The sequence below is a fragment of the Streptomyces luomodiensis genome (assembly GCF_031679605.1).
Taxonomy (GTDB): domain Bacteria; phylum Actinomycetota; class Actinomycetes; order Streptomycetales; family Streptomycetaceae; genus Streptomyces; species Streptomyces luomodiensis.
The window spans coordinates 4,551,437-4,574,584 of sequence record NZ_CP117522.1 but is presented as its reverse complement, the minus strand read 5'-3'; the positions used below and the strand labels follow the sequence as shown (position 1 = coordinate 4,574,584).

General features: G+C 72.6%; 21 protein-coding genes. 15 read left to right on the top strand and 6 right to left on the bottom strand.

The window, feature by feature from the left end; translation table 11 throughout:
* Positions 1-20: 20 nt before the first annotated feature.
* From PS467_RS19185 to PS467_RS19120, 14 genes are all read left to right on the top strand, one after another.
* Positions 21-1,034, top strand: coding sequence for a hypothetical protein (locus PS467_RS19185; protein WP_311036319.1), 1,014 nt, complete (start codon positions 21-23; stop codon positions 1,032-1,034).
* Positions 1,031-2,161, top strand: a complete 1,131-nt coding sequence (locus PS467_RS19180) for a beta-ketoacyl synthase N-terminal-like domain-containing protein (protein WP_311036318.1) — start codon at positions 1,031-1,033, stop codon at positions 2,159-2,161. Before PS467_RS19185 ends, PS467_RS19180 begins: the two co-directional genes overlap by 4 nt.
* Positions 2,158-3,270, top strand: a complete 1,113-nt coding sequence (locus PS467_RS19175; protein WP_311036317.1) for a 3-hydroxyacyl-ACP dehydratase FabZ family protein — start codon at positions 2,158-2,160, stop codon at positions 3,268-3,270. The genes PS467_RS19180 and PS467_RS19175 overlap by 4 nt, the downstream gene beginning before the upstream one ends.
* Positions 3,267-4,028 (top strand): 3-oxoacyl-ACP reductase FabG, encoded by a 762-nt coding sequence (gene fabG, locus PS467_RS19170; protein WP_311036316.1) that lies wholly within the window; start codon positions 3,267-3,269, stop codon positions 4,026-4,028. The genes PS467_RS19175 and fabG overlap by 4 nt, the downstream gene beginning before the upstream one ends.
* On the top strand, positions 4,025-4,783 hold the full coding sequence (locus PS467_RS19165) for a 2-hydroxychromene-2-carboxylate isomerase (protein WP_311036315.1): 759 nt from the start codon (positions 4,025-4,027) through the stop codon (positions 4,781-4,783). The genes fabG and PS467_RS19165 overlap by 4 nt, the downstream gene beginning before the upstream one ends.
* Positions 4,780-7,182, top strand: coding sequence for a non-ribosomal peptide synthetase (locus PS467_RS19160; protein WP_311036314.1), 2,403 nt, complete (start codon positions 4,780-4,782; stop codon positions 7,180-7,182). The genes PS467_RS19165 and PS467_RS19160 overlap by 4 nt, the downstream gene beginning before the upstream one ends.
* A gap of 13 nt (positions 7,183-7,195) precedes the next feature.
* On the top strand, positions 7,196-8,224 hold the full coding sequence (locus tag PS467_RS19155; RefSeq protein ID WP_311036313.1) for a TauD/TfdA family dioxygenase: 1,029 nt from the start codon (positions 7,196-7,198) through the stop codon (positions 8,222-8,224).
* Between the two features lie 73 nt (positions 8,225-8,297).
* Positions 8,298-9,341 carry a 2,3-diaminopropionate biosynthesis protein SbnB gene (gene sbnB, locus PS467_RS19150; RefSeq protein WP_311036312.1) on the top strand — a complete coding sequence of 348 codons (1,044 nt, stop codon included), beginning with the start codon at positions 8,298-8,300 and terminating at the stop codon, positions 9,339-9,341.
* Positions 9,342-9,382: 41 nt separating this feature from the next.
* Positions 9,383-10,390: a 2,3-diaminopropionate biosynthesis protein SbnA gene (gene sbnA / locus PS467_RS19145; RefSeq protein WP_311036311.1), complete on the top strand. Its 1,008-nt coding sequence runs from the start codon at positions 9,383-9,385 to the stop codon at positions 10,388-10,390.
* On the top strand, positions 10,387-12,099 hold the full coding sequence (locus tag PS467_RS19140) for an NAD(P)-dependent oxidoreductase (RefSeq protein ID WP_311036310.1): 1,713 nt from the start codon (positions 10,387-10,389) through the stop codon (positions 12,097-12,099). Before sbnA ends, PS467_RS19140 begins: the two co-directional genes overlap by 4 nt.
* A gap of 545 nt (positions 12,100-12,644) precedes the next feature.
* Positions 12,645-13,436, top strand: a complete 792-nt coding sequence (locus PS467_RS19135) for a helix-turn-helix transcriptional regulator (RefSeq protein WP_311036309.1) — start codon at positions 12,645-12,647, stop codon at positions 13,434-13,436.
* A gap of 118 nt (positions 13,437-13,554) precedes the next feature.
* Positions 13,555-14,364 carry a helix-turn-helix transcriptional regulator gene (locus tag PS467_RS19130; protein WP_311036308.1) on the top strand — a complete coding sequence of 270 codons (810 nt, stop codon included), beginning with the start codon at positions 13,555-13,557 and terminating at the stop codon, positions 14,362-14,364.
* Between the two features lie 162 nt (positions 14,365-14,526).
* Positions 14,527-15,285: a thioesterase II family protein gene (locus PS467_RS19125; protein ID WP_311036307.1), complete on the top strand. Its 759-nt coding sequence runs from the start codon at positions 14,527-14,529 to the stop codon at positions 15,283-15,285.
* 13 nt (positions 15,286-15,298) lie between these two features.
* Positions 15,299-16,033, top strand: a complete 735-nt coding sequence (locus PS467_RS19120) for an IclR family transcriptional regulator (RefSeq protein ID WP_311036306.1) — start codon at positions 15,299-15,301, stop codon at positions 16,031-16,033.
* Between the two features lie 158 nt (positions 16,034-16,191).
* Here the strand turns inward: PS467_RS19120 and PS467_RS19115 are convergent, their stop codons facing one another.
* From PS467_RS19115 to PS467_RS19090, 6 genes are all read right to left on the bottom strand, one after another.
* On the bottom strand, positions 16,192-16,503 hold the full coding sequence (locus PS467_RS19115; protein WP_268972807.1) for a hypothetical protein: 312 nt from the start codon (positions 16,501-16,503) through the stop codon (positions 16,192-16,194).
* A 213-nt stretch (positions 16,504-16,716) separates the two neighbouring features.
* Positions 16,717-17,214, bottom strand: coding sequence for a hypothetical protein (locus PS467_RS19110; protein WP_268972806.1), 498 nt, complete (start codon positions 17,212-17,214; stop codon positions 16,717-16,719).
* A 91-nt stretch (positions 17,215-17,305) separates the two neighbouring features.
* Positions 17,306-17,944 carry an MBL fold metallo-hydrolase gene (locus PS467_RS19105; protein WP_311036305.1) on the bottom strand — a complete coding sequence of 213 codons (639 nt, stop codon included), beginning with the start codon at positions 17,942-17,944 and terminating at the stop codon, positions 17,306-17,308.
* A complete protein-coding gene (locus tag PS467_RS19100) occupies positions 17,944-19,029 on the bottom strand; it encodes an S-(hydroxymethyl)mycothiol dehydrogenase (RefSeq protein WP_311036304.1) in 1,086 nt (361 codons plus the stop codon). The genes PS467_RS19105 and PS467_RS19100 overlap by 1 nt, the downstream gene beginning before the upstream one ends.
* Positions 19,030-19,146: 117 nt before the next feature.
* Positions 19,147-20,766, bottom strand: coding sequence for a M4 family metallopeptidase (locus PS467_RS19095; RefSeq protein ID WP_311036303.1), 1,620 nt, complete (start codon positions 20,764-20,766; stop codon positions 19,147-19,149).
* Positions 20,767-21,292: 526 nt separating this feature from the next.
* Positions 21,293-22,339 (bottom strand): NAD(P)-dependent alcohol dehydrogenase, encoded by a 1,047-nt coding sequence (locus tag PS467_RS19090; RefSeq protein ID WP_311036302.1) that lies wholly within the window; start codon positions 22,337-22,339, stop codon positions 21,293-21,295.
* A 101-nt stretch (positions 22,340-22,440) separates the two neighbouring features.
* Between PS467_RS19090 and PS467_RS19085 the strand changes: the two genes are divergently transcribed.
* Positions 22,441-23,037 carry a TetR/AcrR family transcriptional regulator gene (locus PS467_RS19085; protein WP_311036301.1) on the top strand — a complete coding sequence of 199 codons (597 nt, stop codon included), beginning with the start codon at positions 22,441-22,443 and terminating at the stop codon, positions 23,035-23,037.
* Positions 23,038-23,148: the final 111 nt, after the last annotated feature.

The window sequence follows — 23,148 nt, the reverse complement described above, 5'->3', positions numbered from 1 at the left end:
CCTGAACGAAGGAGACTGCGATGGGACCGGTGCCAGACCCGGCCGTGTCGGCCCTGCTGGACGCTGCGACCACCGTGCGGCTGCGCCCGGTGTTCGAAGGCAACAACATCAGCTACGCGATCGGCTTCAAGCACATCAACTACGTCGCCGAGGCGGCCGTGCTGAACCACTTCCGGGTGGCCGGGCTCCCGGTCGGCGAGCTCTACCAGCGCTACGGCCTCGGCTTCGAGGTCGTCGACCTGCGCTCGCGGCTCGGCGCGCTGCTCGCGGTGGACGACGAGGTCGAGGCGGAGGTGACCCCCGCCACCAAGGCCGACGCCGGTGAACTCACCTTCCAGGTGGCGCTTTTCGTCCAGCGCGACGGCCAGCGGGTCAAATGCGCCGGGTCCACGGTGGGCGTGGTGCTGCGGATCGACGGTCACATCACGGCGTCCGAGGAGTACCCGGCCGGGCTCGCCCGGTTCGCCGTCGAGCGGCTGGGCACCGGCGAACGCCGCGAACTGGCCGTGACCCCGCGCCCGTACGGCGGCTTCGCCGAGGGCCGCGGCGTCACCGGCACCGCGGACCCGGTCCTGGCCCAGCTGATCGGCGAGGACAACGCGTTCGGCTGGCGCTGGCGGATGCCGTACTTCTACTGCCACTTCAACGAGCGGGTGCAGATGTCCGGCTTCCTGCGCGTGATGGAGGAGGCCGAGGACCTCTTCCTCGCCGACCGGGGCCTGGCCATCAAGGAGGTGCTGGACGGCCGCGGCTGGATCCCCGTCGTCACCCAGTCCCGTATCCGGCTGCTCGACGAGACGGTGATGGAGGAGGAGCTCTACACCGTCTACACCATCGAGGACATCTTCAAGAGCCTGCTCTACACGGCGCGGATGGACTGCTACGTGATCCGCGACGGCGCGCTGGTGCACACCGCCACCGGCACCATCACCCACGGCTACCTCACCGAGCACGCCCCCAACCAGTGGTCCATGGCCACCCTCGACGAGGCGACCATCGAGGCCCTCAGCAGCCCGAAGGGGGTCCGGTCATGACCGCCGCGGCGGCCCCCGCCGCCACCCGGCCGGTGATCTCGGCGTGGTCGGCGGTCTCCCCGTACGGCCTGGGCGCCCAGGCGCTCGTGGACGGGCTCCGCTCGGGCCGGTCCACCGCCGCCCCGGTGGACACCGCCCGCTGGGGCGTGCCCGAGGGCCCGGCCCATCTGGTGCCCGGCTTCGAGACCCGGCAGGTGCTGGGCAAGAAGGGCACCCGCTCGATGGACCGGGTGACCGGTCTCGCGGTCAGCGTGGTCGGCGGCCTGCTGGACCAGCCGGAGGCCGACCGGGAACGGGAGACCGGGGAGCGGGCCGCGCTGGTGCTCGGCACCACGACCGGCAGCGCCGAGTCCATGATGGACTTCACCCGCACCTCACTCCTGGGTGAGGCGCCGTTCGACGTCGACCCGGCCGTGATGCCCAACGCGGTGATGAACTGCGCGGCCGGACAGTGCTCCATCTGGTACGGCATCCGGGGCCCCAACACCACGCTCGCCCAGGGCCGCACCGCCGGACTCGCGGCGCTCCACTACTCCACCCGGCTGCTGACCTCGGGACGGGCGGGGTCGGTGCTGTGCACCGCCGCCGAGGAGTTCTCCCGGGCCCGCTACTGGCTCGAGCGCCACAGCCGGGCCGCCGAAGCCGGCGACGCCGGGTACGACGCGGAGGTGGCGCTGGGCGAGGGCGCGGCGGCGCTGCTGGTCCAGCGGCCGGACACGCTCAGCCCCGCCCGCCCGGCGCTCGCCGAGATCCTCGCGGTCCGCACGCGCGTCGCCACCGGAGACCGGGTGCGGCCGGTGCTGGAGGCGTGTGTCGCCTCCGCCCTGGAGGCCGCGGGCGCCCGGCCGCACGACGTGTGGGCGGCCAGCCCCAGCGACGCGCCCGGCCGCCTGGGCGCGTGCGAACGACAGGCGCTGACCGCGCTGTTCGGCGCGGAGGCGGTGGAGCGGGTGCCCGGAGTGGGCCGGCTCGGCGATGTCTCGGCGGCCTCGGCCACCTTCCAGATCGCCTTCCTGCTGGCGACGGCCGCACTGTCCGACGAGGCGGCGGGCCGTCTCGCCGTCATCACCTCGGCCGACCGCGACGGCTCCCTGGCCTGCGCGGTCCTGAGGCTGGTGGCACCGTGAACGGGCCGGTGGGTGCGGTGGGCGCGGTGGACGTGGCCAACGCGGTGGACGTGGCGAACGTGGCGAACGCGGCCGTGCCTGAGGGCGGGGATGCTGCTTCGGGCGGCGGAGTCGCCCTGGGCGGCGGCGCCGCTCCCCGCGAAGTGAGCCCGGCGGTGGCGGCGGTCGCCGACGGGGCCGCCGGAGTGAGCCCCGTGGCGGCGGGGGTGACGGTCACCAGCGCGCTCGCCGACGGACGGGCCGCCGCCCGGGTCGCGGTCGACGCCTCGGAGCCGGTCTTCGCGGGGCACTACCCCGACTTCCCGATCTTCCCCGGGGTCTGCGTCGTGGAGTGCGCCCACCGCGCCGCGCTGTCCACCGCGCCGGAGCCGGTCGCGCTCGCGGCCGTGGACTCGGCACGGTTCAGCGGTGCGGTCTACCCGGGCGACGTCATCGACCTCCGCCTCACCTGGCGGCGCCGGGGCGACGGCTGGCGCTGCTCGGCGTCGGCCTCGACCGCACGCGGTGAGGCCGCCTCCGTACGGCTGCGCTACCGGCCCGCCGGGCAGCCGCCCGAGCCGGCGGCCGGCCCCGAAGCGGCGGCCGCGCCCGAGCCGGCGTCCGCGGCGGCCGCACCCGAAGCGGCGTCCGTAGCGTCCGCGGCGACCGCCGCGTCCGCACCCGCCGTCGCCGATCTGCTGCCGCACCGCTATCCGATGCTGCTGGTGGACCGGGTGGTGGAGCTGGTGCCCGGGGAGCGGGTCACCGCGGTCAAGGCCGTCACGCTCAACGAGCCCTGGTACGCCGGGCTCACACCGGGGGCCGGGCTCGCCTACCCCCCGTCCCTGGTGATCGAGTCCTGGGGGCAGACGGCGGGGCTGCTGGCCTCGGCGGACTCCCCGGAGAGCCGCGGTCAGGTGATGCTCTTCGGCTCCGTGGCCGACGCCGCGTTCCACAGCCCGGTCCGGCCCGGGGAGCTGATCGAGCACCGGGTCCGCATCGCGCGTTCGCTCGGCGACTCGGTGATCTTCGAGGGCGAGAGCCGCTGCGGCTCCCGTCCGGTGATGTCCGTGGCGCGCATGGTGATGGCCTTCCGCCCGGCCGGCGCGCTCAAGGAGGCGACTTCATGACACAGGATCCGCATCGGCCCGAAGGCCGTCCCGTCGCGCTGATCAGCGGCGGCTCACGCGGCATCGGCCGGGCCACGGTGCTGCGGCTCGCCGAGGACGGCTACGACGTGAGCTTCTGCTACCACTCCCGCCCCGAGGCCGCCGAACTCCTCGCCAAGGAGGCGGAGGCACTGGGCGCCAGGGTGCTCGCCGAGCGCGTGGACGTCTCGCAGGCCGCGCCCGTACGCGCCTGGGTGGCCCGCACCGAGCAGGAGCTGGGCCCCGTGGAGGTCGCCGTCACCTCGGCCGGCATCACCCGCGACAAGGCGATGGTGATGATGAGCGACGAGGACTGGGGCTCGGTGGTCGCCACCAATCTCGACGGGGTCTTCCACGTCTGCCGCTCGGTCGGCTTCTCCATGATGAAGCGCCGCTCCGGCAGCATCGTCAACATCTCCTCGGTGGCCGGGGTGCACGGCAACGCCACCCAGACCAACTACGCCGCCTCCAAGGCCGGGATCATCGGGTTCTCCCGGTCCCTGGCCAAGGAGATCGGCCGCTATGGCGTGCGGGTCAACGTCGTCGCGCCCGGGTTCATCGACACCGACATGGTCGCGGCCGTGAGCGAGAAGGCGCGCGGCGCGGCGCTCGCCACCGTGGCCCTGGGCCGCATGGGCACCCCGGAGGAAGTCGCCGAACTGGTCGGCTTCCTGGCCGGGAACCGCGCCGGCTACATCACCGGATCCGTTTTCCAGATCGACGGGGGAATCGTGCTGTGAGCCGTAAGAAGAAACATCCTCGCTGGTATTTCTCGTTGCGCAGCCCGTATTCGTGGTTCGCGTACCGTGACCTGAGCGAGCGCTATCCCGACGTCCTCGACGCGATCGAGTGGATCCCGTACTGGGAGCCGGACGCCGTGTCCGAGAAGCTGCTGGCCGACCAGGGCGTCACCCTGCCCGTGGTGCCGATGTCGCGGGCCAAGAACTTCTACATCCTGCGCGACGCCCGCCGCTGGGCGCACGCCCGCGGCTGGCAGGTCACCTGGCCGGTGGACCGGGCGCCGCACTGGGAGGTCTCCCACCTGGCGTACCTCGCCGCCGAGGAGGCGGGCCGGGGCCGGGAGTTCGTCGCCGCCGCCTACCGGGCCCGCTGGCACCGGGGCCTGGACCTCGCCGAGCGCGGCACCATCACCCTGATCGCCGACGAGCTGGGCCTCGACCCGGGGATCGCGGACTCGGTGGACGACGACCGGCTGCGCGCCAAGGGCGTGGAGTGCCTGGCCGCCGCGTACCACGACGACGCCTTCGGGGTGCCGTACTTCGTCAACGGCCGGGAGGGCTTCTGGGGCGCCGAACGGGTCTCCGCCTTCGTCGCGTCGGTGCGCGGCACCGCCTGGGACGGCCGTTCGGACGCCCCGTTCGACCGCTCATCGGGAGACCTCGCCCCAGACCTCTCCTCGGCAGGCCGTCCGTCGGAAGACCCCTCCTCGGCACCGGCCGTCGCCGGGGCCCGGCCGGAAGGGGCGTCCCGATGACCGACGAGCCCCGGGTGACCGCCGAACCCCAGCGCACCGTGCCCCGCTGGTCCTTGGAGACCGAGCCGCGCACCGCCGAGCTGTCCCGCCCCCTGCCCGCCCGGCTGGTGGCCGCCGCCCGGCTGGTGTCGCGCCGTACCGGTACCGGCTGGCAGGCCGTCGCGCTCGCCGCGCACGCCGTGGTGCTCTCGGCGCTCAGCGGCGAACCCGAACTGATCGCCGGGTACGTGGCGGACACCGCCACCGCCCCGGCCGGCCGCCGGGTCGAGGTCGGCGCCCTGACGTGGCGCGAGCTGCTGCGCGCGGTCGACGCGTCCCCGTCCGCCCACGACCCCGCGTACGACACGGCCTACGAGACGGTCCTGGACCTCGGCGGCGGCCACACCCCGCCCGAGGGGTCCCCCGTCGTGCTGACCGTGTCCTTCGACCCCGCCACCCGCACCCTCCGGCTGCGCCACCGCGTCGATGTGCTGAACGCCGAGGCGGCCGACCGGATCGCCGGTTACCACCTGACGGCGCTGGCCCGGCTGGTGGCCGAGCCGGACGCGCCCTGCCGGGCCCGCACCCTGCTCTCCGACGAGGAGCTGCGCCACCAGATCACCGGCCTGTCGGGGCCCGAACGCGCCCTGCCGGACCGGCGGTTCCATGAGCTGTTCGAGGAGCAGGTGGCCGCCCGCCCCGAGGAGATCGCCGCCGTCCACGCCGGTACGAGCTGGACCTACGCGGAACTCAACGCCCGCGCCAACCGGATCGCCCACGCGCTGCTCGCCCGCGACCTGGCCCCCGAGGCCGTCGTCGCCGTCGTCACCGAGCGCAATCTGCACTGGATGGCCGCGGTCATCGGCGTGTTCAAGGCGGGCGCCGCGTATCTGCCCATCGAACCGCAGGCCCCCGCCGACCGGATGGCCCGCACCCTGGTCCGGGCCGACTGCCGGCTGGTGCTCACCGAGCCCGGTGGCCCCGGCCACCTCCAGCAGGCCGCGCCCGAGGGCCTGGAGCTGCTGACGGTCGAGGACGCCTGGGCGGAGGGACGGCCGGACACCGACCCGGGGCTCGTCATCGGCCCCGAGCGGCTGGCGTACCTCTACTTCACCTCGGGTTCCACGGGGGAGCCCAAGGGCGCGATGTGCGAGCACGCCGGGTTTGTCAACCACCTCTACGCCAAGATCGACGACCAGTCGATCGGCGCGGGGCAGGTGGTGGCGCAGACCGCCCCGCAGTCCTTCGACATCTCGCTGTGGCAGCTGGTGGCGGCGCTGGTGGTGGGTGGCCGCACGCTCATCGTGGAGCAGGAGGCGGTGCTCGACGTCGACCGCTATCTCGACACCATCGAGCGCGGCGAGGTCGCGGTGCTCCAGGCCGTGCCCTCCTATCTCGAGGTGGTGCTGTCCCGGCTGGAGAACCGGCCGCGTGACCTGCCCGCGCTGCGCTGTGTGTCGGTCACCGGCGAGGCGCTCAAGAAGGAGCTGACCGTCCGCTGGTTCGCCCGCTTCCCGGGCATCGCGCTGATGAACGCCTATGGGCTCACCGAGACCAGCGACGACACCAACCACGAGGTGATGACGGGCGTGCCCGAGCGGGACTCGGTCCCGCTGGGCCCACCGGTCGGCAACGTCACCGTCTACGTGGTGGACGAGAACCTCCAGCCGGTGCCGCTGGGCGCCCCCGGCGAGATCGTCTTCTCCGGGGTCTGCGTGGGGCGCGGCTATGTCAACGACCCCGAGCGCACCGCCCAGGCGTTCGGCACCGATCCGCACCGCCCCGGCAACCGGCTCTACCGCTCCGGCGACTTCGGCCGCTGGCTCCCGGAGGGCAAGCTGGAGTTCCTCGGCCGCCGGGACGCGCAGGTCAAGATCCGGGGCTTCCGGATCGAGATCGGCGAGATCGAGAACCAGCTGCTGAAGCTGGACGCGGTCCGGGACGCGGCGGTGGTGGTCGTGGAGACCCCGGACGCCGGAAAGCATCTGGTCGGCTTCCAGGCCGGCTCCGGCGAGTCCTCCGACGGCCTGCGCGAACAGCTCCGCGCGGTGCTGCCCGCCTATATGGTGCCGCACCGGATCGAGCGCCTGGCGGCGCTGCCCCTGACCGGCAACGGGAAGATCGACAAGAAGGCGCTGCGCGCCGTGGCCGCCGACCTCGACGCCCCCGCCGGGGACGCCGTCCGGGAGGCCCCGCGCACCGCCACCGAGCGCCGGCTGGCGCGGGCGTGGGCCGAGGTGCTGCGGCTGCCCGACGACGAGATCGGGCGGAACGAGAACTTCTTCGACCGGGGCGGCACCTCGCTCTCGGCGGTGCGGCTGGTGGTCCGGATGGAGCGCGGCTTCACCCTGCGCGACATCCACCAGCGCCCCGTGCTCGCCGAGCTGGCCGAACTGATCGACGCCCGCAACGACACGTGAGGACACCCCGACCATGGCTGTGACGCCCGACATGACAACGAGCGCGGCATCGGACATGACATCGAGCACGACGTCGAGCGCGATGCCGGTGGAGGTCCTCGCCGACCGACCCGCGGTGCTCCGCCTCGACGGGCCCCCGCCCGCCGACCCGGCCGCGTGGGCCGCCGCCCACCGCGCCGAACTGCGCGCCGCCGTCGCCGAACACGGCGCGGTGCTGGTGCGCGGCCTCGGCCTCGCCGACGCCCGGACGGTGGGCCGGGTGGGCCGGGAACTCCTGGACGAGGTGATGGCCGAACGGGAGGGCTTCGCCACCCGCCACCTCCGCGCCGACGGCGTCTACTCCTCCTCGGAGTGGCCGCCCGACCAGCCGATGTGCATGCACCATGAGCTGAGCTACCGCCGCGAAGTGCCCGCGACCCTGCTCTTCGCGTGCCTGACGCCGCCGGCCTCCGGCGGGGTGACCGGCGTGGCCGACTCCCAGACGGTGCTGGAGGCGCTGGACCCGGCGCTGGTGGCCCGGTTCCAGCAGGTCGGCTGGCGGCTGGACCGGAACTACACCGACACCGTGGGGATCGGGCGTGCGGAGTCCTTCGGTGCCGAGGACCGCGAGGCCGTCGACGCCTACTGCCGCCGGTGGGGCATCGAGACCGAGTGGCGGCCGGGCGGTGATCTGCGCACCCGGCAGCGCTCGGCCGCGGTGCTGCGCCATCCGGTGAACGGCCGCCTCGGCTGGTTCAACCAGATCGCCTTCCTCAACGAGTGGACCCTCGACCCGGTGATCCGCGAGTACCTGACCTTCGAATTCGGCCCGGACGGACTGCCGTTCAACAGCGGCTACGGAGACGGCGGCACCATCGACGAGGCCACGGTGCTCGCCATCAACGCGGTGTACGAGAAGCACACGCTCCGGGAGCCCTGGCAGGCCGGGGACCTGATGGTCGTGGACAACCTGCGGATGGCGCACAGCCGCGAGCCCTACGAGGGGGAGCGCGAGGTCGTCGTCGTCCTCGGCGACCCGGTGCGGGTGCCGGACACGGCCTGACCGACCCCCGACGACGCCCCCGACGTCGCCCGCGACGTCACCCCCGATCCCACGGATGAATGGAGTGCCCTACATGTCCCGGCAATCCGGCGTGCCGCCCTTCGCCGTCATCTCCGGCGCGCAGGTGGACCACGTGCTCTCGGGCAACGAGAAGCAGGTCCTGACACTGGTGGAGGAGGTCTACCGGCTGCACGGCGCCCAGCAGACCGTCAACCCGCCGTCGTACTTCCTGCGCTTCCCCGACCGGCCCAGCTCGCGGATCATCGCACTGCCCGCGTCGGTCGGCGGTGAGCGGGCCACCGACGGCCTGAAGTGGATCTCCAGCTTCCCGGAGAACGTGGCCGCGGGCATCCCGCGCGCCTCGGCCGTGCTGATCCTCAACGACCACGACACCGGCTATCCGTTCGCCTGCCTGGAGTCGTCCATCATCTCCGCCTCGCGCACCGCGGCCTCGGCGGCGCTCGCCGCCGACAAGCTCAGCCGGGGGGAGCGGCCGCGCCGGGTCGGCTTCATCGGCACCGGACTGATCGCCCGCTATATCCACACCTATCTGGTGGCGAGCGGCTGGGACTTCGACGAGGTCGGCATCTTCGACCTGTCCGCGCAGCACGCCCAGGGCTTCGCCGGCTACCTCGGTTCGCGCGCGGACGCCGCCCCGGCCGTGGTGCACGCAGGCGCCCGCGAGCTGATCGAGGCCAGCGACCTGGTGATCCTCGCCACCGTCGCGGGCACCCCGCATATCCACGACCCGGCCTGGTTCGCCCACAACCCGCTGGTGCTCAACGTCTCGCTGCGCGATCTGGCCCCCGAGATCCTGCTGGCCGCCACCAACGTGGTGGACGACGTGGAGCACTGCCTGAAGGCGGACACCTCCCCGCACCTGGCCGAACAGCTCACCGGCAATCGGGACTTCATCGCCGGGACGCTCTACGACGTGCTGGAGGGCCGGGTCGAGCTGCCCGCCGACCGCCCGCTGGTGTTCTCCCCGTTCGGCCTGGGCGTACTCGACATCGCGCTCGGCCGCTACATCCACGATCAGCTGCGCGCCGAAGGGGCGTTGTCGGTGGTGGACGGTTTCTTCCACGAGCTCAGCCGCTACGGACGATCGGGCTCGTAACCGGCCGGGCGGCTGCGCCCCAGACGAATAACGGTGATGACGTGCCCGTAATCTCAGCCCCGCACGAGATCAACATGGAAGACCTCTATGTGGATCTCGGCGCGGTGGTCGACGTTCCTCTGTATCTCAAATGCGAGAGCTTCAACTTCGCGGGATCCGTGAAGCTGAAGGCGGCTCGTGAGATGGTGCTCGCCGCCGAACGCGACGGGCTGCTGGCCCCGGGGTCGGTCCTGGTGGAGTCCTCCTCCGGCAACCTCGGAATCGCGCTGAGCATGATCGCCGCCAGCCGCGGTTACGGCTTCCTGTGCGTCACGGACTCGCGCTGCAACCCGGCCAGCCGCCGCCAGATGCAGGCCCTCGGCGCCCAGGTGCTCACCATCAGCCGCCCGGACAAGACCCGGGGCCTGCTCGGCGCCCGCCTGGACTACGTACAGCGGCTGTGCGCCTACGACCCGCGGTATGTCTGGCTCAACCAGTACGACAACCGCCACAACTGGCTGGCCCACTACCGCACCACCGCCCCGGCCATCGCCGAGCAGTTCCCCGGACTGGACGTGGTGTTCATCGGCGCCGGCACGACCGGCACCCTGATGGGCTGCGCCCGCTGGTTCCGGGAGCACCGGCCCTCGGTGACCGTGGTGGCCGTGGACTCGGTCGGGTCGGTCACCTTCGGCGGACCGCCGGCGCGCCGGCTGATCCCGGGCCTCGGGGCCGGGGTCCGGCCGGCGCTGCTGGACCCCGGACTGGTCGACGAGGTGGTGATGGTGGAGGAGCCGGAGACCATCGAGACCTGCCGGGCCATGGCGCGGCGCGGTTTCCTCTTCGGCGGTTCGACGGGCACCGTGGTCAGCGGCGCCCGGCGCTGGCTGGCCGAGCGGCCGGGCGGCGGTCCGCTCGTCTCGGTGGCCATCGCACCCGACCAGGGTGACCGCTATCTCGACTCGGTGTACGACCCGGAGTGGGTGGCCGAGCACTACGAGGAGCCCGCCGGTGCGCAGCTCCCGGCCCCCCGCACCGACCCCTCCTCCCAACTGGTCGGTGCCGGTTGACCGGCCCCGTGCGCGGCGGCGGAACGGAGGCCGGGGGCGAGGCCACCGCGGACCGCCGGCCGGTCGTACTGATCGCCGAGGAGCTGTCGCCCACCGCCGTGGCCGCCCTCGGACCGGAGGTGGAGATCCGCGAGCGCTCCGGCGCCGGGCGGGACGCCCTGCTGAGGGAGCTGGCCGAGGCCGACGCGGTGCTCGTCCGCGACACCACGCGGATCGACGCCGAGGCCCTGGCCGCCGCGCCCCGGCTGAAGGTGATCGCCACGGCGGGGGCGGGGGTGGGCGCGGTGGACGTGCCCGCCGCCACCGCCGCCGGGGTCATGGTGGTCAACGCGCCCACCGCGCACGCCGTCAGCGCCGCCGAGCTCGCCGTCGGGCTGCTGCTGGCCGTGGCACGCGGCATCCCACGGGCCGACGCGTCGCCCACGGGCGGGCGCCGGCCGCGCTCCCGGCCGCCGGGGATGGAGCTGGCGGACAAGGTGCTGGGGCTGGTCGGCCTGGGACCGGTCGGGTGGGAGGTGGCCCGGCGGATGCGCGCGTTCGCCATGGAGGTGATCGCCTACGACCCGTCGGCGGGCACCGGCCACTCCGCCGGTCACCTCGCCGGTCACCTCGCGGCGGAGGGCGTCCGGCTGGTCACGCTGGACGAACTCCTGGCCCGTGCCGATCTGGTCTCCGTGCACCTGCCCGAAACGCCCGAGCACCGCGGGCTGCTGGGGTTCGATGCGCTGCACCGGATCGGACCGGGGGCGCGCCTGGTCGACGTCACCGGCGGCGGCGCCGTGGACCAGCTGGAGCTGTACGCGGCGCTGAAGGAGGGCCGGGTCGCGGCGGCGGGGATCGTCGCCCGCGCCGAGTCCCCGCTGGCCGAACTGGACACCGTGGTGATCACCCCGGAGCCGGCGGCGCACACCCCGGAGGCCGAGGAGCGGGCCGGGGTGTCGGCGGCACGGTCCGTACGGCGTGTGCTCGGCGGCGAGGTGGTGCCGGAGGCGGTCAACGTACGGGCCGGGACGGTCCCTCGCGCGCCGGCGCCCTGGCTGGCGCTGACGGAGCGGCTGGCCGCCCTGGTCACCGCCGCCACCGGAGGGCCGCCGCCCCGGCTGGAGATCGTGGCGACGGGCGGACCCACCGAACCCGAGGCGGCCGCACCGGAGCCCACGACGCCGGAGCCCACGAGGCGGGAGCCCGCGGCGCTGGAACCGGCCGCGCTGGAACTCGCGGCCCTGAAGGGCGCGCTGACCGGTGCGGGCCTCACCCGCGTCTCGTACGTGAACGCGCCCGCGCTGGCCGAGGAGCGCGGCATGACGGCCACCGCCACCACCGCCGCCCCCGAGGCCGGGGGCGACCGCTCGGTGACGGTCCGCGCGACCCTCCCCGGCGGCGACGGCGTCTCGGTGACCGGTGCCCTGTCGGCGCCCGAGGGCACCGTCAGGCTGGTGGAGATCTGCGGCCGGCCGCTGGACTTCCCGCTCGCCGGGGAGACGCTCTTCCTCCGCTGCCGGGACGCGGCGGGCGTGCTCGGCGGGCTCGGTGCGGCGCTCGGCCGGGGCGGGGTGCACATCACCGCGATGCGGGTGGCCCGCACCGCGCCGGGCGGCGACGCGGTCGTCGTGCTGGGCGTGGACCGGCCGGTGCGCCCCGGCCTGCTGACCGAGGCCGCCGGCGCGGTCGAGGCGACGCACTGGTGGACGCTGAGTGGCCGCGGATAAAAGGCCGTGGAAGAACGGTTGTACAGATTCCGTATCGCGTATTCCGCATCCGGCGGACGCTGTGGAATTCGGGCCGCCGACGGCCTTTCGTCCGGGGCGGCTCCGATATCGCGCGGAGGTGGCAGCAAGAGGACAGAGAGAGTGCCGATGATGGCTGAGCGTAGTGTGGCCGGTGCGCAGGGTGGTCGATGGGCGGGGAGTCGGGGAACAGTTTCCGGTCGGCCGGGGAAGTTCCTGACAAGGCGGACGCCGGGCGGGGCGGCGGGAGGCGGCATTCCGGATAAGCGGGTATCTTTGCCAACTCTTTACGCTCTTGGGCGCGTTGACGGTGATGCGCCGCCCAAACTAACCTCGGCCGCGAGCCGCTTGTTAATGTGTTTAGCGCTCCGCAGCTTTTCCGCTTCACGGAGTTCTGCTCGGATGTTCAGGCGATTCCCTCCTGGTACGGCCCTGTACGTCGGTAATAAATTTAAGGGTCAACCAATGCTGGGGCAGTCTCTCGGCATCCCGTGGATCACGCTGTGCGTTCCGTTCGGGGGGTAGGCATGACAGGTCCATCGAAGGCTTCCGATTCCGAGAGACCGGCCGACGTCAGATCGGCCGACAGCGTGGAAGCGGCACTGCTCAAGGCCCGCGAGCTGATCGTGTCCACGGTGAATCTGCACCGCCGCACCGCCCGGAACTCCGTCATCACACTGGACCGCGACGAGGCCGCCGTCGCCAACGCCGTGGACGTCCTGATCGGTCAGGCGAAACACAGCGTCAGCGTGGCCCTGCCGGACGGGGGAGAGCGCGCGAAGGTGGTCGGCGCGGCCATGGAGCGGCTTGCCGTGGGCGGCCGTAAGCGCATACCGGCCCGTCTCCTGTGCACGCCCGAGTCCTTACGCGAGTCCGCCGTGCGCGCCGCCGTCGAGCGCGGTGAGGCGCAGGTGCAGGTGCGGGTGGCGGAGGCGCTCGCGGACACCCTGATCGTGGACGGCAGGATCGCCATGGTCCGCTCCCGGGTGGAGAGCCGTGGCGAGGAGGTCGTCTCCGTCATCGAGGACCCGGCCCTGGTCCGGACGCTGGACCTGCTGTTCGCGGGCGCGTGGGGGAGCGCCGTACCGCTGGCCGAGCACGAGTGGATCGACAAGTGGTTGCGGAGCGAGTCGGTCCGGCGCATCCTCGAGAGGCTCTGTCAGGGGTACACCGACGACGTGGCGGCCCGGGAGGTCGAGGTGTCACTGCGCACCTACCGGCGCCATGTCGCCGAAATCATGCGCGGCCTGGGGGCCAGTTCCCGGTTCCAAGCCGGGGTGCGCGCGGTCGAGCTGGGCTTACTGCCGGCGGGCGACTGATCCGCCGCCGGTCCGCAGGACGGTCTGACCGAACAACGGGACAGTCCGACTGAACAACACGTCCGGTGGCGACTCCGCCGGACGAACTCACACGGGGGTGAGTGGTGTGTCATCCGTCATGTCCGAACGGACGTCCGGCACCGGCCAGTGCGACGTCAGCCTGGCACCGGTCCGCGTCGGCGACGAATTCGAGCAGGAACTCCTGGAAGTGAGCGCCCTTCTGGCGTCCACCATGGTGCGCCGACGGGACCGGCTGCACCGGGACGCGCGGGTCTGTGTCATCGACGTTCCGCATATCGCCGTGGAAGCGGCGGCACGGCTGGTGACGGACGCGGTGACGCGCGTTGATGTGGTGCTCGCGGCCGAGCACGGCTACTCCCGGGCCGTGTACCAGGCCCTGACCGAGCGGTTGTCGGCCGACGGCGGCGACCGCCTCGCGGTGCGGCTGCTGTGCACCCCGAGCACCCTGGACTGGCGGTTCGTCACGGCGTACGCCGCCGAGCCCCGGGTCGAGACCCGGGTGGCCCGGATTCCGGCGCTCGCCGCCGTCATCGCCGACGACGAACAGGCCCTGGTCTGCGCCGACTCGGCGGCCGGCCGCCGCGCCTCGGCCACCGGCTCGGTCGGGGTGATCCGGCCGCTGCGCGCGCTCTTCGACGGCGTGTGGCGGAACGCGGTGGTGGTGGCCGACCGTATCGATTTCGGGGACCGGACCCGTACGGAAATCGCCCAGCAGATTCTGGAGCGGCTGCGCGCCGGGGTCACCGACGAGGTCGCCGCACGGGAACTCGCCATCTCCGTGCGGACCTATCGAAGATATGTGGCCGAGATAATGTCCCTGCTGGGCGCCACCTCGCGATTTCAGGCCGGTGTGCGCGCCGCTGAACTGGGCCTTCTGCTGGCCCGGTCACCCGGCTCGCGACGATGAGGGAATTGCGCGCGGCACCGGGCTATCCAGGTCGTTGGCAGCTTCATGAAGAGGCGTTGCGGGATACCGAGGGCCGCCGCTAGACAGGAACAGGGGAATTCGGGGGCTGTCCGGTCCGTATGGTGAATCACGGATTCCTCTCAACGGGGAGGCACAACAATCATGACCGTCGGCATCGACAGCAGATGGTTCCGCAGGTACGGAACCGGGGGGACACCACACAGGCGGCTGGTCTGCCTGCCCCACGCGGGGGGTTCCGCGAGCTTCTTCCACGGCTGGGGGACCGCCCTGGCCGGACCGGGGACCGCCGACGGGGTGGAGGTGCTGGCCACCCGCTACCCCGGCCGCCAGGAGCGGCTGGAGGAACCGGCCCTGGACAGCGTCGAGGCCCTGGCCGACGAGATCACCGCGGCCCTGCTGCCGTTCGCCGACACGCCCCTCACCCTTTTCGGCCACAGCATGGGGGCCTCGGTCGGCTACGAGGTGGCGCTGCGGCTGGAGACCCGGCACGGCATCCGGCCCGACGCGCTCTTCGTGTCGAGCCGCAAGGCACCCCACGCGCTCACCCCCAAGGACACCTATCTCCGCGGTGACCAGGCCCTGCTGGACGAGGTCCGGGGGCTGGGCGGCACCGACACCGCGCTGCTGGACGATGGGGACCTGCGCGAACTCGTCCTGCCCGCGATCCGCGCCGACTTCAAGGCCGTGGGCACCTACGGCCCCCGCGCCGCCACTCCGGTGAGCTGCCCCGTCCGCGCCCATGTGGGCGACCGCGACCCCGGGATCACCGTGGCCGACATGCGGGCCTGGGCCGCCGTGGCCCCGGCCGGCTTCGACCTCACGGTGCTGCCCGGCGACCACTTCTACCTGGTCCAGCAGCAGGACGTCCTGGTCCGCACGCTGGCCGCACACCTCGGCTGAGGAACTGACTGCCATGGCCACCGCGACGGTAACCACGCCCCTCCGGCCGGAAAGCGGAGTCGGCGTACTCGACAAGGCATCGATGCTGCTGGGGGTGTTGGAGGCGGGCCCGGCCACCTTGGCCACCCTCGTCTCCGTCACCGGTCTCAAGCGCCCCACCGTGCACCGGCTCGCCCTCGCCCTGGAGCGGCTGCGGCTGGTGGCCCGGGACCCCGACGGGCGGTTCGCGCTCGGCCCGCGCCTCGGCGACATGGCCGTCGAGGCCCGCCACGACCGGCTGCTGCTCGCCGCCGAGACGGTGCTCCCCGAGCTGCGCGACCGCACCGGCGCCAGCGCCCGGCTCTACCGGCGACGGGGGCAGCTGCGGGTCTGCGTGGCCTCCGCCGAGACGCCCGCCGGGGGCGAGAGCGTGCCCGTGGGCAGCGCCTTCCCCATGAAGTCCGGGGCGGTCGCGCAGGCGCTGCTCGCCTGGGACGAGCCCGAGCTGCTCTGCGAGGGCCTGCGCGGGGCCCGGTTCAGCGCGTCGGTGCTCTCCGGGGTCCGCCGCCGCGGCTGGGCCCAGAGCTTCGGCGGCTGGGAGCCCGCCATGGCCACCGTCGCGGCCCCGGTCCGTGGCCCCGGTGGGCAGGTGATCGCCGCCGTGTCGCTGTCCGGGCCGGTCAGCCGGGTGACCCGGCACCCCGGGCGGCAGTACGGGGCCAAGACGATCGACGCGGCCGTCCGGCTCGCCGAACTCTCGGGCGGCTGACGGCCCGCCCCGCACCACCGCCAAGCGCCCCGCCGGGCAGGGATCGCCCGGCGGGGCGTGTGGGATGACGGTCCGCGGTCCGCGGGATGAGGTGAGCTGGGACCGTTCGGCGGCCACCGCGTGACGGCCGCCGAACGGATGCCGCTGCGTGCGACCGCTCAGCCGCAGCCACCCGCGTGGCCGCCGTCCAGGCTCGCCGCCATCACCGAGGTCTCGGCGCGCAGGGCGTCCAAGGTGTCGCTGTGCACGGCGTTGATGAAGGTGCCCACCAGACTCGCCCAGCGGGCGCTGGCGTCGCTCATCAGCGAGTGGCCCGCCAGGGACCCGGCGTATTCCGCGCGGTGCGGCTCCAGGGCCAGTTCGCTGATCACCTCGGCGAACACGGCCGGATCGGTCAGATCACGGCCCTCCAGACTGACCATCCGGCTCAGCCCCCCCTGCTCCAGCCAGGTCGTGTAGTCACGTTCCATTCTGGCCAGAATCTCCGTCGTATTCGTTTCCAATGCTTCCTCCCCGGTTTTCATGCGGACGCACACCTGCGGCCGCGGAACCAGCATGGAATACCGCCCGTCATCGCCCTTGTCTAAGGGGTGGGGGACGCCGCAGACGGTAATGCTGGTCGTATTGTGCGGTCGGGAGCGGGCCACGTGGCATCGAAATAGAATTCTTGACAGTGCGCCGGGTCAGACCCGGGGGAAGCGGGACTGCAGGCCCCACACCACGGGGTTGTCGCCGAGCCCCTCGTGCATATCGACGAGATCGGCGATCAGATCGTGCAGGAAGTCGCGCGCCTCCCGGCGCAGCGCCGCGTGCTGGAACGTCAGCGGAGCCTCCTCCAGCGGCACCCAGTCGGCGGTGATGTCCACCCAGCCGAAGCGGCGCTCGAAGAGCATCCGGTCCGTCGACTCGGTGAAGTCCAGATCCGCGTGGATCGCGGTGGCGGAACGGCTGCCGCGCGGGTCCCGGTCGAGCCGCTCCACGATGTCGCACAGCGCCCAGGCGAAGTCGAGCACCGGCACCCATCCCCAGGCCGTGGACAGCTCGCGGTCCGTGTCCGTATCGGCGATGTAGACGTCCCCGCAGAACAGGTCGTGCCGCAGGGCGCGCACATCGGCGGTCCGGTAGTCCGTCTGCGGGGGATCCGGGAAGCGGCGCGAGAGGGAGTAGCCCAGGTCGATCACAGGGCCGATGGTGTCATGCGGCGCGGGGCCGCCGGCCGGAGGGCGGCCCCGCCCTCGCGCCCGCCGGCCCCGCGCACACGACGCGTGCCGTTCAGTGTCCCCGGGCGATCCACTCGTCCAGGTGCGGGGCCTCGTCCCCGATCGTCGTGGAGTCGCCGTGGCCGGTGCGGACCACCGTCTCCGGGGGCAGCGTCAGCAGCCGTTCCCGGATGGACTCGATGATCGTCGGGAAGGACGAGTACGAGCGCCCGGTCGCGCCCGGTCCGCCCTGGAAGAGGGTGTCCCCGGAGAAGACCGTGGTCAGCGCCGGGGCGTGCAGGCAGACCGCGCCGGGGGAGTGGCCGGGGGTGTGCACCACGCGCAGCTGGGCGCCGGCGACGGTGAGCACGTCGCCGTCGGCCAGCGGCTTGTCCGGGGCGCGGTCGGGGTGGCGCATCCGCCACAGCACCTCGTCTTCCGGGTGCAGCAGGATCGGCGCGCCGGTGCGGTCGGCGAGCGCCGGGGCCGCGTCGATGTGGTCGTCATGGCCGTGGGTGCAGATGATACCGAGCAGCCGGCGGCCGCCGACCGCGTCCGCGATGGCGTCGGCGTCATGGGCGGCGTCGATCACGTACACCTCGTGGTCGTCGCCGATCAGCCAGACGTTGTTGTCGACCTCCCAGGTGCCGCCGTCCAGCGAGAAGGTGCCGGAGGTGACGAGGTGGTCGACGCGTACGGGCGGAGGGGTCATCAGAGGTTCACCACCGAACGGAGCACCTCACCGCGGTGCATCTTGGCGAACGCCTCCTCGATGTCCTCGAGCCCGATCGTCTCGCTGACGAACGCGTCCAGGTCCAGGCGGCCCTGCTGGTAGAGGTCGATCAGCATGGGGAAGTCGCGGGACGGCAGACAGTCCCCGTACCAGGAGGACTTGAGCGCCCCGCCGCGCCCGAAGACGTCCAGCAGCGGCAGCTCCAGCTTCATCTCGGGGGTGGGGACGCCGACCAGGACGACCGTGCCGGCCAGGTCACGGGCGTAGAACGCCTGCCGGTAGGTCTCGGGGCGGCCCACCGCCTCGATGACGACATCGGCGCCGTTGCCGTCGGTCAGCCCCTGGACGGCCTCGACGACGTCGGCGCTCTTGGCGTTGACGGTGTGGGTGGCGCCCAGCGAACGGGCCCAGTCCAGCTTCCGCTCGTCCAGATCCACCGCGATGATCTTCGCGGCGCCGGCCAGCCGCGCCCCGGCGACCGCGGCGGCGCCGACCCCGCCGCAGCCGATGACGGCGACCGAGTCGCCGCGCTGGACGTTGCCGGTGTTGATCGCCGCGCCGATCCCGGCCATCACCCCGCAGCCGAGCAGCCCGGCCGCGGCGGGCGAGGCCGAGGGGTCGACCTTGGTGCACTGACCGGCGGCCACCAGCGTCTTCTCGGCGAACGCGCCGATGCCCAGCGCGGGGGTCAGCGCGGTGCCGTCGGTCAGCGTCATGGGCTGGCCGGCGTTGTGGGTGTTGAAGCAGTACCAGGGGCGGCCGCGGCGGCAGGCCCGGCACTCATGGCACACCGCCCGCCAGTTGAGGATCACGAAGTCGCCCGGGGCCACCTCCGTGACGCCGTCGCCCACGGACTCCACGACACCCGCCGCCTCGTGGCCGAGGAGGAAGGGGAACTCGTCGTTGATCCCGCCCTCCCGGTAGTGCAGATCGGTGTGGCAGACGCCACACGCCTGGACCTTCACCACCGCCTCGCCGGGGCCGGGGTCCGGCACCACGATCGTCTCGATCCTGACCTTCTCGCCCTTGCCGGGGGCCACCACGCCGCGTACCTGTTGAGTCATGGCAGCAGCGTAAGCGCTGATCAGCGGCTACGACAGGGATGACCGGGCATGGCGGGAACGGGCCGCACCGGTTCCCCGGTGCGGCCCATGACCGCTTCTGACCGAAGGCTTACGGTCCTACTTCACGTTGATCGCGGTCCAGGCGGCGGCGACCGCCTTGTACTCGGTGGAGCCGGAGCCGTAGAGGTCGGCCGCGGCGCTGAGGGTGCCGGTGCGGGCGCCCGCGTACTTGGTGGTCGAGGTCCAGTACGTGGTCAGGGCCCGGTACCAGATCTTGATGGCCTTGTCCCGGCCGATCCCGGTGACGGTCGAGCCGTCGTAGGTCGGGCTGTTGTAGCTCACGCCGTTGATGGTCTTCGCGCCGCTGCCCTCGGACAGCAGGTAGAAGAAGTGGTTGGCGGGCCCGGAGGAGTAGTGGACGTCGATGCTGCCGAGCGACGAGGACCAGTAGTCCCGGGACGCCCCGTCCTTGCTGGGCTTGTCCTGGTAGCGCAGCGGGGTGCCGTCGCCATTGATGTTGATCTTCTCGCCGATGAGGTAGTCACCGACGTCCGAGGAGTTGCCCGCGTAGAACTCCACCGCGGAGGCGAAGATGTCGGAGGTGGCCTCGTTGAGACCGCCGGACTCACCGCTGTAGTTGAGGTTGGCGGTGGCGGCGGTCACGCCGTGGCTCATCTCGTGGGCGGCCACGTCGAGCGAGGTCAGCGGGTTGGCGTTGCCCGAGCCGTCGCCGTAGGTCATGCAGAAGCAGGAGTCCTGCCAGAACGCGTTGACGTAGTTGTTGCCGTAGTGGACGCGGGAGTACGAGCCCACGCCGTTGTTCTTGATGCCGTTGCGGCCCAGGAACTCCTTGTAGAAGTCCCAGGTCTCGGCCGCGCCGTAGTGCGCGTCGACGCCGGCGGTCTGCCGGCCGCCGCCCCATACGTCGTCCGCGTCGGTGAACAGGGTGCCGGTGCCCGAGCTGCCCTGGTTCAGGTCATAGGTCTTGTGGTTGCCGCGCGCACCGTCGGTGAGGCTGTAGGTGGAGCCGCTCTTGGTGGTGCCCAGGGTCACCGTGCCGCTGTACTTGCTGGTGCCCGTGCCGTTCTTGACGGCTTCCCACTGGGAGAGCTTCTCGCCCGTGCTCGCGTCGGTGACGACGTGCAGCTCGCTCGGGGTGCCGTCGGCCTGCGTCCCGGTGACGACGGTCTCCCAGGCCAGGACGGGCGTGCCGGTGGCCGCCCAGACCACCTTCCGCGGCGACGTGGCCTTCTCGCCGGTGGTCGCCTTCGGCGCGGCCTTCAGCGCGGTGCCGGAGGCGGCCGAGGGAGTCACGGCGGCGTCGGTGCTCTTGACCGCTATGCGCGCGCTGGTGGCCTTGTTGACGGACTGGGTGCCGTTGGTCTTCTGGTGGACGACCAGGTCGCCGCCGAGGACGGGCAGCCCCGCGTAGGTGCGCTCGTAGCGGGTGTGCACGGTTCCGTCCGCGTCCTTGATGACGTCGCGGACGAGGAGCTTCTCCTTGGACCCGAGCCCGAGGGACTCGGCCTGCGCGGAGGCGTCGGCCTGGGCCGCCTTGATCGCGGTGGTGCGCTCGGCGGGGGTCAGCGAAAGCGCCGTGGCGCCCGCCTCGCGGGAGCGCTCCGGCTGGGCGCTGGCCTGGCCGGTCTGCACACCGATGACGACCATGGCGGCGGAGGCGATGAACGCGGCCGCGCGGACGGTCTTCTGGCGGGGGGAGGAAGCGATGGGTCTCACTCGGTCTCCTTGCCTTGGGGCCGCCGGGTCGCGGCCCTGTGTAGGGGGTGCGGACGGCCATGGGTGGGCCGTCCGGTCGAGCAGGAGTGGTGCGAGTGGTGCGCGTGGTGCGGTGGTGCACGTCGTGGTGCCTGAGCCCTTACCGCGGAGTCAGCTGACGCGCAGCGAGCCGAGCAGAGATTGGCATCCCACCGATCGATTCGGATAGGTGCGTAACAAGAATTTGACTCGCCGTTGTTCAAGTAGGGGCGAATTCGGTCAGCGAGGCATGAGGCAATAACGGGTAGTTGATGCCGACTTATCCCTCTAGGTCATGCCCGCGCCACCGCGGCGGCCCTCCGGCCACCCGGGGTCGAACCGCGCTGATCGCGCAGGTGGGGAGCGTGGCGGACCGCGCGGCGGCCGCGCAGGGCGAGGCGGGCGCGGTCTTGCCGTGTACGCGACGAGAAGTCGATCTATGCGGTGCCTGTGCGCCGCCGCGTCCCTCCGGCGTGCCGGACGGGGCCGTTCCGATGGTCCCGCCCGGTCAGAATTCCACCACCGCGCGGTAGCGGGCGCGGCCGTGGCGGACGTGGTCGAGCGCGTCGTCCAGGCGCGCGGCGGGGAAGGGCTCGACGGTGGGGCGGATGTCGTGCCGGGCCGCGAAGTCCAGCATCTGCCGGGTCTCCTCCGGTGTTCCCACGAGACCGCCGACGAGCCGCTTCTCGCCCAGCAGAAGGCTCAACGGGTTGACGGTGAGCGCCCCGTGGGGGACGCCGACCACGCACAGCGTTCCGTGGGGGCGCAGCGCCGCGAGATACGCGTCCCACGGCAGATCGGCCGAGACGGTGGAGAGGATGAAGTCGAACGAGCCCGAGCCCCGCTGGAGTCCGCCGTCCGCGTGGGGGCCGCTGTCCCCCTGGAGGAGGTCATCCGCGACGACGAACTCATGGGCGCCGAACCGGCGGGCGTCGTCCTCCTTCGCGGCCGTCGTGGAGATGGCCGTCACATGGCAGCCCCACTTGGCGAGGAACTGGAGCGCCAGATGGCCCAGTCCGCCCACCCCCACCACCGCGACCCGGTCCGTGGGCCGGACCCCGTACCGTACGACCGCCGAGAACACCGTGATCCCGGCGCACAGGAGCGGCGCCGCGTGCTCGGAGGCGAGGGCGTCGGGCAGGGGGTGGACATACCGCCAGTCGCCCGCGCGCACGCGGGTGGCGAACGCGCCCCCGACGCCACGCAGGACCAGGTCGTCCTTCTCCGTGCACAGGTGCTGCCGGCCGCTGAGGCACCACGCGCAGGCGAAGCACGCCCCGGCCGTCGCCCCCACCCCCACCCGCTGACCGACCGCCAGCCGGGTGCCGTCCACGGCGCTGCCCACGGCCTCGATGACGCCGACCGCCTCGTGCCCCGCGACCACCGGGAACCGGGAGATGCCATACGTGTCGTCGACCGCGCCGACGTCGGTCTGGCAGACGCCGCAGTGCGTCACGGCGACGTCGACCTCCAGGGGGCCCAGGGGTTCCGGCTCGTACTCGTACCGCCGAACGGGGCCGCCGGGCCGCTCCACCGCGTAAGCGCGCACAGTCATGCGCCGCCACCTCGTTTCTAACTAACTAGTTGGTTTCGGGACGCCGAGCCTACGCACCACCGTCCGGCGATAGCAACTAACCAGTTGGTAACCTGACTCCCGTGTCCCCCCGGAAAAGCGATGCCACCCGCCGCCGCCTCCTCGACGCGGCCACCACCGACTTCGCCGCCCATGGCATCGCGGGTGCCCGGGTCGACCGCATCGCGGCCGCCGCGGGTGTCAACAAGGCGCAGCTGTACGCCTACTTCGGAGACAAACTCGGCCTCTTCCGCGCCGTCTTCCGCCTGCACGCCGACGCCGTGGTCGACGCCGTGCCGTTCACGGCCGACGACCTCCCCCGGTACGCCGTGCGGCTGTACGACGCCGCCGTCGCACGACCGGAACTGGTCCGCCTGGCCACCTGGGCCAAGATGGAGGGCGTCGCCACCGATGACGCGGTGACCGAGTCATCGGTGGGCGCGGCCAAACTGAGCGCGATCGCCGAAGCCCAGCGCACCGGCCGCGTCATCGCCGCGATCGCACCGCCGGACGTCCTCGCCCTGGTCACCGCCATGGCCCTGACCTGGTCCCCGTCCGGCCTCCACGCCACCGCCCGCCCGGACGACCCCACCGCGGACCACGACCGCCGCAAGCAGGCCCTCGCCACAGCGGTGTCCGCCGCCTTCCACCCGGCCGCCACCCACCCCCCGCAGGAGTGACAACGGGCCCAACCACCCGAGACCGCTCACCCCGGCGCTTCACCGGAAAGCGGGGGCCTGCCCGATCTCGTCATCTGCCTCTCCGAGCTTCCAGGCGTGCTCGGCCGCCGC